Annotated in this window: 12 protein-coding genes; 10 read left to right on the plus strand and 2 right to left on the minus strand. The window is 59.2% G+C overall.

What is annotated here, in order from left to right; genetic code table 11:
• A partial coding sequence (gene rne, locus D8U18_RS25080) for a ribonuclease E (RefSeq protein ID WP_131108806.1) occupies positions 1-2,279 on the minus strand: 2,279 nt, incomplete at its 3' end.
• 701 nt (positions 2,280-2,980) lie between these two features.
• On the opposite strand from rne, the gene rluC reads away from it, so the two are divergent.
• Genes rluC through D8U18_RS25100 form a run of 3 tightly spaced genes read left to right on the plus strand, consistent with a single transcriptional unit; the run spans position 2,981 to position 5,606 of the window.
• The gene (gene rluC, locus D8U18_RS25090; RefSeq protein WP_131108808.1) at positions 2,981-3,943 is read left to right on the plus strand and encodes a 23S rRNA pseudouridine(955/2504/2580) synthase RluC; all 963 of its coding nucleotides are present in this window, start codon (positions 2,981-2,983) and stop codon (positions 3,941-3,943) included.
• Positions 3,930-4,592 (plus strand): HAD-IA family hydrolase, encoded by a 663-nt coding sequence (locus D8U18_RS25095; RefSeq protein WP_131108810.1) that lies wholly within the window; start codon positions 3,930-3,932, stop codon positions 4,590-4,592. Before rluC ends, D8U18_RS25095 begins: the two co-directional genes overlap by 14 nt.
• A 24-nt stretch (positions 4,593-4,616) precedes the next feature.
• Positions 4,617-5,606: a S49 family peptidase gene (locus D8U18_RS25100; RefSeq protein ID WP_056855937.1), complete on the plus strand. Its 990-nt coding sequence runs from the start codon at positions 4,617-4,619 to the stop codon at positions 5,604-5,606.
• A gap of 150 nt (positions 5,607-5,756) precedes the next feature.
• Here D8U18_RS25100 and D8U18_RS25110 read toward each other — a convergent pair whose 3' ends face one another.
• On the minus strand, positions 5,757-6,335 hold the full coding sequence (locus D8U18_RS25110; RefSeq protein WP_130904429.1) for a nucleoside triphosphate pyrophosphatase: 579 nt from the start codon (positions 6,333-6,335) through the stop codon (positions 5,757-5,759).
• Between the two features lie 105 nt (positions 6,336-6,440).
• Here D8U18_RS25110 and D8U18_RS25115 point away from each other — a divergent pair, with 105 nt between their 5' ends.
• The 7 genes from D8U18_RS25115 to D8U18_RS25145 form a co-directional block, all read left to right on the plus strand.
• Positions 6,441-6,968, plus strand: a complete 528-nt coding sequence (locus D8U18_RS25115; RefSeq protein ID WP_003204262.1) for a YceD family protein — start codon at positions 6,441-6,443, stop codon at positions 6,966-6,968.
• 13 nt (positions 6,969-6,981) lie between these two features.
• Positions 6,982-7,164: a 50S ribosomal protein L32 gene (rpmF, locus tag D8U18_RS25120; RefSeq protein WP_003179396.1), complete on the plus strand. Its 183-nt coding sequence runs from the start codon at positions 6,982-6,984 to the stop codon at positions 7,162-7,164.
• 4 nt (positions 7,165-7,168) lie between these two features.
• Positions 7,169-8,179 carry a phosphate acyltransferase PlsX gene (plsX, locus tag D8U18_RS25125; protein ID WP_082557643.1) on the plus strand — a complete coding sequence of 337 codons (1,011 nt, stop codon included), beginning with the start codon at positions 7,169-7,171 and terminating at the stop codon, positions 8,177-8,179.
• A gap of 126 nt (positions 8,180-8,305) precedes the next feature.
• Complete coding sequence (gene fabD, locus D8U18_RS25130) at positions 8,306-9,244, plus strand: ACP S-malonyltransferase (protein ID WP_056855935.1); 939 nt, start codon at positions 8,306-8,308, stop codon at positions 9,242-9,244.
• A 16-nt stretch (positions 9,245-9,260) separates the two neighbouring features.
• Positions 9,261-10,004, plus strand: a complete 744-nt coding sequence (fabG, locus tag D8U18_RS25135; protein ID WP_056855934.1) for a 3-oxoacyl-ACP reductase FabG — start codon at positions 9,261-9,263, stop codon at positions 10,002-10,004.
• 191 nt (positions 10,005-10,195) lie between these two features.
• Entirely contained in the window at positions 10,196-10,432 is a 237-nt protein-coding gene (gene acpP, locus D8U18_RS25140) for an acyl carrier protein (RefSeq protein WP_003175607.1), read from the plus strand.
• A 109-nt stretch (positions 10,433-10,541) separates the two neighbouring features.
• Positions 10,542-10,681 (plus strand): beta-ketoacyl synthase N-terminal-like domain-containing protein (locus D8U18_RS25145; RefSeq protein WP_277752493.1); only part of this gene is annotated, 140 nt, incomplete at its 3' end.

A 10,681-nucleotide genomic window follows, 5' to 3' on the forward strand; every position in this document is an offset into this window, starting at 1 on the left:
CCACGGGAGCGGCGGCGTGGACGATCGCCTTCGGCGCCTTCCTGACCATCTTCCTGCAGTTGCTCTTCGTTGGTTGGCAGTTCTTCTTCGGCTACAGCGGCAGCGGCTTGCTCGGCACGCGGCTGACGTTCTTCACGCGGTGGGCGTGGAGCGCGTTCTTCGCGTGGCTGGCGGGCCGGACGTTCTTCCACGCTCGCAGCAGCGGCCGGGGCAGCATCCAGTGGCTCACGCAGTTCACGTACGCGTTCTTCACGCTCGCCACGTGGCTTGCGATCTTCACGTGGAGCGCGTGGTGCACGTTCTTCACGCGGAGCGCGTGGAGCGCGTTCTTCACGGGCTACGGCTGGAGTCTCTTCCCGGGCTTCGCGTGGTTGACGCTCTTCGCGTGGTTCACGTGGTGCGCGTTCTTCACGCGGTGCACGTTCCTCGCGCGGCTTGCGTTCTTCATCGCGGCGACCGTTACGGTTGCGGCTCTGTTGGCGACCGTTGCGACGCTCTTCGTTGCGAGCAGGACGCTCGGTAGCCGGCTTCTCGACCACAACGGGAGCCACTGGCTCTTCCTTGGTGGCGAACAGGCTGACCAGCGACTTCACCAGGCCCTTGAACAGGCTTGGCTCTGGCGCGGCGGCAGGGGCGGCAACAGGTGCTGCGACCACTTCGGTCGGAACCGGAGCATTGGCGCGGGCCGGTGCGGTCTTGACCGCGGCTTCCTGGCGAACCAGGGTGCGGGTGGCGGCAGCTGGCTGGACTTCTTCGACTTCGGCAGCGGCGGCAGCGATTTCGTAGCTGGACTGGTTGGTCGCGGCTTCCGGGCTGTCGTCACGCAGGCGCTGAACTTCAAAGTGCGGCGTCTCGAGGTGATCGTTCGGCAGAATGACGATGCGGGCACGGGTGCGCAGTTCGATCTTGGTGATCGAGTTGCGTTTTTCGTTGAGCAGGAACGCGGCCACCGGGATCGGCACTTGTGCGCGAACTTCGGCGGTGCGGTCTTTCAGGGCTTCTTCTTCGATCAGGCGCAGGATCGCCAGGGACAGCGATTCAACGTCACGGATGATGCCGGTGCCGTTGCAGCGCGGGCAGACGATGCCGCTGCTTTCGCCCAGGGATGGACGCAGGCGCTGACGGGACATTTCCAGCAAGCCGAAGCGCGAGATGCGACCGACTTGCACGCGAGCGCGGTCGGCTTCCAGGCATTCGCGGACTTTCTCTTCCACGGCGCGCTGGTTCTTGGCAGGGGTCATGTCGATGAAGTCGATGACGATCAGGCCGCCGATGTCGCGCAGGCGCAACTGACGGGCGATTTCTTCGGCGGCTTCAAGGTTGGTCTGCAGAGCGGTTTCTTCGATGTCGCTGCCTTTGGTGGCGCGCGCCGAGTTGATGTCGATGGACACCAGGGCTTCGGTCGGATCGATGACGATGGAGCCGCCGGAAGGCAGTTCGACAACGCGCTGGAAGGCGGTTTCGATCTGGCTTTCGATCTGGAAGCGATTGAACAGCGGAACGCTGTCTTCGTACAGCTTGATCTTGCTGGCGTACTGCGGCATCACCTGGCGGATGAAGGTCAGGGCTTCGTCCTGGGCTTCAACGCTGTCGATCAGCACTTCGCCGATGTCCTGGCGCAGGTAATCGCGGATGGCGCGGATGATCACGTTGCTTTCCTGGTAGATCAGGAACGGCGCGGCGCGGTCCAGCGAGGCTTCCTTGATGGCGGTCCACAGTTGCAGCAGGTAATCGAGGTCCCACTGCATTTCTTCGCTGCTGCGGCCCAGGCCGGCAGTGCGCACGATCAGGCCCATGTCGGCCGGTGCAACCAGGCCGTTCAGCGCTTCACGCAGTTCGTTGCGCTCTTCGCCTTCGATGCGACGGGAGATGCCGCCGGCACGCGGGTTGTTCGGCATCAGCACCAGGTAACGACCGGCCAGGCTGATGAAGGTGGTCAGGGCGGCGCCCTTGTTGCCACGTTCTTCTTTTTCGACCTGAACGATGACTTCCTGGCCTTCGCTCAGGACGTCCTTGATATTGACGCGACCTTCCGGGGCTTTCTTGAAGTATTCGCGGGAGATTTCTTTGAGGGGCAGGAAGCCGTGGCGCTCGGAGCCGAAATCGACAAAGGCAGCCTCAAGGCTTGGTTCGATGCGAGTAATCCGGCCTTTATAGATGTTGGCCTTCTTCTGCTCGCGTGCACCGGATTCGATGTCCAGGTCGTAGAGGCGTTGGCCATCTACCAGTGCAACACGCAACTCTTCAGGTTGAGTTGCGTTAATCAGCATTCTTTTCATGTAGTACCGTCGGTTTCCGGGCTGCCGGAAACGGCGTTCGGCACACACGACTTCTCACGGTCGGTGTCAGGTGCGTCGGGAGTGGTTGGCCATTCCCGTGTCCAGCGATGTCCGGCCAATGTGGGCCTGCATCGCGACGTACGCGTCCTGCTTGCTGTGGCTACTTAAGCACTCAGTCAGGAGGAGGAATCAACCAGCGGCTGTGGACGAGATGAAGCGTCTTGATCAAAGCTTGTTGCTACACAGTCCGGCGGTTGTGCATCTCCACCCTACACGTATCCCTGATAATTCGGGTGCTGCCGCGCGCAGAATCCGCAGCGGGTTGGCATTTACCGTGAGCTCCGAAAGGGGAGGTCACGCATCATGGCTAATTTAGGCAATGTTTCCGAAGCGTTCGCTCGGGGTCATTCGCAGCTGACTGCACTTTGTGAACTGGCCGTGAATATGGCGCGCAAAACGAGTCAAAACTCTGCTTTGCGGCGTGATTCAGGCCTCATGTCACCTGCGCTCGTTACACCTGCAAACTCCACCGTTACGTAGCGAAAGCCCCGTAGGACGGCCTCGCGTCCTGGTGAATTGCGTTGGTCAGGGTCGGTTTTTGACCGTTGGTCCGCTGTCCAGGCCGCTTTTGGCGGCGTTCGCGACTATAGCAGCAATGATTAAGTGCTTCAATTCCATAAAAAATTGTTATCATCCGCGCCATGACGACTACTGCCCCTTCGACCCCAGGCGTACAACTGCTTGAGGTCTCGCCGGAATATGCCGGCCAACGTATTGATAACTTCCTTCTCGCTCGGCTCAAAGGCGTGCCCAAGACCTTGATTTATCGCATTTTGCGCAAAGGCGAAGTGCGGGTGAACAAAGGTCGGATCAAGCCCGAATACAAGCTGCAGGCGGGCGATATCGTGCGCGTGCCGCCGGTTCGCGTGCCCGAGCGCGACGAGCCCGTGCCGCTGGCACAAGGCCTGCTGCAGCGACTCGAGGCCTCGATTGTCTACGAAGACAAGGCGCTGCTCGTGATCAACAAGCCTTGCGGCATCGCGGTTCACGGCGGCAGTGGCTTGAATTACGGGGTGATCGAAGCCTTTCGTCAGTTGCGTCCCGATTGCAAGGAGCTGGAACTGGTTCACCGCCTGGACCGCGACACTTCCGGCCTGCTGATGATCGCCAAGAAGCGCAGCATGTTGCGTCACTTGCATACGGCACTGCGCGGCGATGGCGTCGACAAGCGCTACATGGCGCTGGTTCGCGGTAACTGGGCGTCCTCGATCAAGCAGGTCCGGGCGTCGCTCGGCAAGAGCAACCTGCGCTCCGGCGAGCGAATGGTCGAGGTGGACGAGGAAGAGGGCAAGGAGTCCGTGACCGTGTTCAAGGTCCTGCGTCGCTTTGGCGACTTTGCCACCCTGATCGAAGCCAAGCCTATTACCGGCCGTACCCACCAGATCCGCGTCCATACCTTGCACGCCGGGCACTGTATTGCCGGCGACAGCAAGTACGGTGATGACGTTTTCAGCAAGGAAATCCGTGATCTGGGCGGCAAGCGGCTGTTCCTGCACGCCTACATGCTGACCGTGCCGCTGCCCGATGGCGGTGAACTCAAGTTGCAGGCGCCGGTCGACGAAATGTGGGCCAAGACTGTGGAGCGATTGAGTGCGCCCATCTGATTACAAACTGCTGATATTCGATTGGGATGGCACCCTGGCTGATTCCATTGGTCGGATTGTCGAAGCGATGCATGTGGCGTCCGAGCGATCCGGTTTTCAATTGCGCGATGATCTCGCCGTCAAGGGCATCATCGGGCTGGGGTTGCCGGAGGCGATCCGCACGCTGTATCCGGACATCAGCGATAGCGAGCTGATCGCCTTTCGCGAGCACTATGCCGACCACTACATCGCCTCGGAGGCGGTGCCTTCTCCGTTGTTCGAGGGGGTGGTTGAATCGATGCAGGCGTTTCGCGCCGAGGGATATCACCTGGCAGTCGCAACGGGCAAGGCTCGGCGTGGGTTGGATCGGGTGTTGAATGCGCACGGTTGGGCTGGCTATTTCGATATCACTCGTGCCGCCGACGAAACCGCCAGCAAGCCTCACCCACTGATGCTTGAGCAGATTCTTGCGCATTGCCAGGTTCGCCCGGAACAGGCGCTGATGGTCGGCGACTCATCCTTCGATTTGCAGATGGCGCGCAACGCCGGCATGGATTCGGTCGCGGTCAGCTATGGCGCCCAATCGATCGAGTCGTTGAAGCTGTTCGAGCCTCGCTTGGCCATCGATCACTTTTCAGAATTGCATGCCTGGCTGAGTCAGCCGGCTTAATACGTTTTTGCTGGGGTAGATGTCATGACCGACGAATGGAAAGCACCCGCCAAGGCGAGCGCAGAGAGCGGTGACGAGAAGAGCTGGAAGCTGTTGGAAAAAACCTTGCTGGCGGGCGTTCAGGAGCAGCGCCGTTCCCGGCGTTGGGGGATTTTCTTCAAGCTGTTGACCTTTGTGTACCTGTTTGGCGCGCTGTTGTTGTTCTCGCCGCTGATGGACATGGAAAAAGCCGCTACCCGCAGCGGCAACTACACCGCGCTGATCGACATCAATGGCATGATCGCCGACAAGGAGCCGGCCAGCGCCGACAATATCGTCGGCAGTCTGCGTGCGGCCTTTGAGGACAAGAAGGTCAAAGGTGTCATCCTGCGCATCAACAGCCCGGGTGGCAGTCCGGTGCAGTCAGGCTACGTCTATGACGAGATCCGTCGTTTGCGTGGTCTGCACCCTGATACCAAGCTCTACGCAGTGATTTCCGATCTGGGTGCTTCCGGTGCCTACTACATCGCCAGTGCTGCCGATCAGATCTACGCCGACAAGGCGAGTCTGGTGGGTTCCATCGGTGTGACGGCGGCCGGGTATGGTTTTGTCGGCACCATGGAAAAACTGGGTGTCGAGCGTCGCACCTACACCTCGGGCGAGCACAAGTCCTTTCTTGATCCGTTCCAGCCGCAAAAGCCTGAAGAAACAGCGTTCTGGCAAGGCGTGCTCGACACCACGCACAAGCAGTTCATCAACAGCGTCAAGCAGGGTCGGGGCGATCGCCTGAAGGACAAAGAGCATCCGGAGCTGTTTTCCGGCCTCGTATGGTCTGGCGAGCAGGCTTTGCCGCTGGGGCTGGTGGATGGCCTGGGCAATGCCAGTTCGGTTGCGCGTGATGTGATCGGGGAAAAAGAACTGGTCGACTTCACCGTTCAGGAATCGCCATTCGACCGCTTCTCGAAAAAGCTTGGTGCCAGCGTGGCTGAGCATTTGGCGATGTGGATGGGGTTCAACGGTCCGTCGTTGCGCTGATTTCGACACAATCAAGAAAACGGGCCCCGCATTTGCGTAATGCTGTTCACTTGAGGGTGAACATTGTACCCGTGGCGAGGGAGCTTGCTCCCGCAGGGGCGCGAAGCGGCCCCAAAAGCGATCCGACAAGCTCCCTCGCCACAGGATGCCTCAGGGGATTTGCACGCCCTCGGCCAGCAGCATGTCGATCAGGCGGATCAGCGGCAGGCCGACAAGGCTGGTGGCGTCGGTGCCTTCGGTGCTTTGAAACAGGCTCACACCCAGGCCTTCGGCCTTGAAGCTGCCCGCGCAATCGTAGGGCTGCTCGGCGTGCAGGTAGCGTTCGATGCGCGCTGCCTCGAGTGTGCGCATGTGTACGGTGAACGGCACGCAGTCGACCTGGCAGTGGCCGGTCTCGCTGTTGAGCAGCGCCAGTCCAGTCAGGAAGGTCACGCTGGCACCGCTTGAGGCCAGCAGCTGTTCGCGGGCCTTTTCGAAGGTGTGGGGTTTGCCGATGATCCTGTCGCCGAGTACGGCGACCTGGTCGGAACCGATGATCAGATGAGCGGCATGGCTGTGCGCCAGTGCGCGGGCTTTGTGCTCGGCGAGACGTTTTACCAGATCAATGGCAGGCTCGCCGGGGCGATGGCTTTCATCAATGTCCGGAGAGCTGCAAGTGAACGGCAGCCGCAGGCGGGCCAGCAAATCCCGGCGATAGACCGAGCTGGAAGCAAGTAATAAAGGCAGCATGCGCAACTCCAAATGGCAGGTGCGAATTCTAGCGAGGCTTCCAAGTGACGGACAGGGCTGAATTTCCTTTGACATGGGCGGGTGCATCCCTATAATGCTGCGCCTATGTTGAATGACCCGATTCCACCTCACGTTGACCCGCGCAAATTGGCTGACCGTGGCACCACCCTTCAAGGTGAACTGCTGCTGGCCGATTTGAAGAGACTCTGCGACCCGCTTTCCGACGATGTCGGGACGGTCCAGGCCAAATTCGTTTTTGAACGAGATGAACGTAAATCTGTGGTGATCCACAGCTTTATCGACACTGAAGTCAAAATGGTTTGCCAGCGTTGTCTTGAGCTGGTCACCCTGCCGATCCATAGCGAATGCAGTTATGCTGTGGTGAAGGAGGGTGCGAATACCCAGTCGTTGCCGAAAGGTTATGACGTGCTGGAACTGGGCGAAGATCCATTGGATCTGCAGTCACTGATCGAGGAGGAGCTTCTGCTCGCCTTGCCCATTGTGCCTGCTCATCATCCGGAAGAATGCCAGCAGCCGGCGGGAGCAGATGAGCCCGAACCGAGCGAGGACGAGGTAACGCGGTCCAACCCGTTCAGTGTATTGGCGCAGTTAAAGCGTGACCCAAACGTTTAGGAGTTAATCAATTATGGCTGTTCAGCAGAACAAAAAATCCCGCTCTGCCCGTGACATGCGCCGTTCGCACGACGCTCTCGAGGCTAGCACCCTGTCTGTAGAAAAAACCACCGGTGAAGTTCACCTGCGTCACCACGTATCGCCAGAAGGCGTATACCGTGGCCGTAAAGTGATCGACAAGGGCGCTGACGAGTAATCACTTGTCCGCTCAAGTCATCGCGATTGACGCAATGGGCGGGGACTTCGGTCCCCGCAGCATTGTCCAGGCCAGCCTTGCTTGCCTGTCTGCTACACCCTCGCTACACCTGACCCTCGTCGGTCAACCCTCCCTTCTTGAAGAACTGATCGCTGGCCATTCGGCTGTGGATCGCGCACGCCTGTCGATTGCTCCGGCGTCCGAAGTCATCACCATGGACGAGAAACCTGCCCAGGCCCTGCGTGGCAAGCCCGATTCGTCGATGCGCGTGGCGCTTGAGTTATTGCGCGACGGCAAGGTTCAGGCGTGTGTCAGTGCTGGCAATACCGGCGCGTTGATGGCGTTGTCGCGGTTCGTGCTCAAGACGTTGCCGGGTATCGATCGCCCGGCCATGGTGGCGGCGATTCCGACGCAGAAAGGTTACTGCCAGTTGCTCGACCTGGGGGCCAATGTCGATTGCAGTGCCGAACATCTGCTGCAATTTGCAGTGATGGGCTCGGTCGCGGCAGAAACCTTGGGTATTGTTCGACCACGGGTGGCCTTGCTGAACATCGGCACCGAGGACATCAAGGGCAATCAGCAGGTCAAGCTGGCTGCAACCTTGTTGCAAAGTGCCCGTGGTATCAACTACATCGGCTTCGTCGAAGGTGACGGCTTGTACCGTGGCGAGGCGGACGTGGTGGTGTGCGACGGGTTTGTCGGCAATATCCTGCTCAAGTCCAGCGAGGGGCTGGCGACCATGATCGCCGGGCGAATCGAAGCGTTGTTCAAGAAAAGCCTGCCTTCGCGCATGGTGGGGGCGTTGGCGCTGCCGCTGATGAAGCGACTGCAGGCTGACCTGGCGCCGGCGCGACATAACGGCGCGAGCTTTCTCGGCTTGCAGGGTATTGTCGTAAAAAGCCACGGTTCCGCCGGGGTGCAGGGTTTTCAGAGTGCTATTTCCCGCGCCTTGATCGAAATTCAGGAAAATCTGCCAGAACGCATTCACGGTCGTCTGGAGGATTTGTTGCTTTAGGCGTTTTCGTCGGACAATGCTTAAATGTGACCGCTCAGTTCAATTGGCCATCCAACTGTCAGTTTCTTGCGTCCCCGATGGCGGGACGTCAATTCTCCGACGACAAGATCATTAGGGGCTTGTTACATGTCTGCTTCCCTCGCATTCGTCTTTCCAGGACAGGGTTCGCAGTCCCTCGGCATGCTGGCCGAGTTGGGCGCGCAACATCCGGTTGTCCTCGAAACATTCAAAGAAGCCTCCGATGCTCTGGGTTACGACCTGTGGGCACTGACCCAGCAAGGGCCGGAAGAGCAACTCAATCAAACCGATAAAACCCAACCGGCAATCCTGACCGCTTCGATCGCCCTGTGGCGCTTGTGGCTGGCAGAAGGCGGCGCGCGCCCGGCTTATGTTGCCGGTCACAGCCTGGGTGAATACAGCGCACTGGTTGCCGCTGGCAGCCTGAGCCTCGGCGACGCGGTGAAGCTGGTCGAGCGTCGTGGTCAGTTGATGCAGGAAGCCGTTCCGGCCGGGCAGGGCGGCATGGCCGCGATCCTTGGTCTGGACGACGCCGATGTGCTGGCAGCCTGCGCCGAAGCGGCGCAAGGTGAAGTGGTCAGCGCGGTCAACTTCAACTCCCCTGGCCAGGTGGTGATCGCCGGTGCCAAGGCCGCGGTCGAGCGTGCCATCGAAGGTTGCAAGGCGCGTGGTGCCAAGCGTGCCATGCCGTTGCCGGTCAGCGTGCCGTCGCACTGCGAGCTGATGCGTCCGGCTGCTGAGCGTTTTGCCGAGTCGATCGCAGCGATCGACTGGCAGGCTCCGCAAATTCCGCTGGTGCAGAACGTCAGTGCCGATGTGCCTGCCGATCTGGAAACCCTCAAGCGCGATCTGCTTGAACAGCTTTACAAGCCTGTACGCTGGGTCGAGTCGGTCCAGGCGCTGGCAGCCAAGGGTGCGACCAATCTGGTCGAGTGCGGTCCTGGCAAGGTGCTCGCCGGCCTGAACAAACGCTGCGCCGAAGGCGTATCGACTTCCAACCTCAATACCCCAGACGCTTTCGCTGCCGCCCGTGCAGCGTTGGCCTGAATCAGGAGAAACTTGCATGAGTCTGCAAGGTAAAGTTGCACTGGTCACCGGTGCAAGCCGTGGCATCGGCCAGGCCATCGCCCTGGAACTGGGTCGTCAGGGCGCCATCGTTGTTGGCACCGCGACCACCGCTTCGGGTGCCGAGCGTATTGCCGCCACTTTGAAGGAAAACGGTATCCAGGGCACCGGCATTGAGCTCAATGTCACCAGCGACGAGTCCGTGGCGGCTGTCCTGGCGAGCATTCAGGAGCAGTTCGGTGCGCCGGCGATTCTGGTCAACAATGCCGGTATCACCCGCGATAACCTGATGATGCGCATGAAAGACGACGAGTGGCATGACGTTGTCGATACCAACCTGAACAGTCTGTTCCGCCTGTCCAAGGGCGTTTTGCGCGGTATGACCAAAGCCCGTTGGGGACGAATTATCAGTATTGGCTCGGTTGTGGGTGCCATGGGCAACGCAGGCCAAGTAAACTACGCTGCCGCCAAGGCCGGTCTGGAAGGTTTCAGCCGTGCACTGGCGCGTGAAGTCGGTTCGCGTTCGATTACGGTAAACTCGGTGACTCCAGGGTTCATTGATACCGATATGACCCGCGAACTGCCCGAGGCACAGCGTGAAGCCTTGCAGACGCAGATTCCGCTGGGTCGTCTGGGGCAAGCTCAAGAGATCGCGTCTGTGGTCGCTTTTCTTGCATCTGACGGTGCGGCTTACGTTACTGGGGCTACAATCCCGGTGAACGGCGGGATGTACATGAGTTAAATGTGACGGATTGCTTCAAAAAAATGTCATACGAGCTGTCTAAAATCCGTTATAAAGCTGCAATCTATTTATAGGCAGAGGGTCACCGGGTTTGAGGAGTGAAGCTTTCAGTTGAAAAACTGAAAAGTCTTTCTATACACTTACCCACTGGCCAGCTGCCTGAATTTGTCCATTAGGAGTGAAAACAAGGTATGAGCACCATCGAAGAGCGCGTCAAGAAAATCGTTGCCGAGCAACTGGGCGTTAAAGAAGAAGAAGTGGTCAACACTGCTTCCTTCGTTGAAGACCTGGGTGCTGACTCCCTTGACACCGTTGAGCTGGTGATGGCTCTGGAAGAGGAATTCGAGACCGAAATCCCTGACGAAGAAGCTGAGAAGATCACTACTGTACAAGCTGCAATCGACTACGTTACTAGCCATCAGGCGTAATAGTTTGTAATCGTTGCTTGCTGTCATGGAAAAACCGCACTGCCATCATGGCGTGCGGTTTTTTCTTTAGGCCTGATGCAAAGTCGTCATTTGAAAAAAGGAGAGTGCTGTGTCGCGTAGACGCGTCGTAGTCACCGGTATGGGTATGTTGTCGCCACTGGGCACGGATGTGCCGAGCAGTTGGCAGGGCATTCTGGCTGGCCGCAGTGGCATTGGTCTGATCGAACACACCGACCTTTCTGCCTATTC

Origin of the sequence: Pseudomonas sp. Sample_10 (genome assembly GCF_004321495.1) — a bacterium.
In the GTDB taxonomy this organism is placed as follows: domain Bacteria; phylum Pseudomonadota; class Gammaproteobacteria; order Pseudomonadales; family Pseudomonadaceae; genus Aquipseudomonas.

Coding starts and splice junctions, on each gene's coding strand:
- D8U18_RS25100 (WP_056855937.1), top strand. CDS start 4,617: ATGACCGACGAATGGAAAGCACCCGCCAAGGCGAGCGCAGAGAGCGGT.
- rpmF (WP_003179396.1), top strand. CDS start 6,982: ATGGCTGTTCAGCAGAACAAAAAATCCCGCTCTGCCCGTGACATGCGC.
- acpP (WP_003175607.1), top strand. CDS start 10,196: ATGAGCACCATCGAAGAGCGCGTCAAGAAAATCGTTGCCGAGCAACTG.
- D8U18_RS25115 (WP_003204262.1), top strand. CDS start 6,441: ATGTTGAATGACCCGATTCCACCTCACGTTGACCCGCGCAAATTGGCT.
- D8U18_RS25110 (WP_130904429.1), bottom strand. CDS start 6,335: ATGCTGCCTTTATTACTTGCTTCCAGCTCGGTCTATCGCCGGGATTTG.
- fabG (WP_056855934.1), top strand. CDS start 9,261: ATGAGTCTGCAAGGTAAAGTTGCACTGGTCACCGGTGCAAGCCGTGGC.
- fabD (WP_056855935.1), top strand. CDS start 8,306: ATGTCTGCTTCCCTCGCATTCGTCTTTCCAGGACAGGGTTCGCAGTCC.
- rluC (WP_131108808.1), top strand. CDS start 2,981: ATGACGACTACTGCCCCTTCGACCCCAGGCGTACAACTGCTTGAGGTC.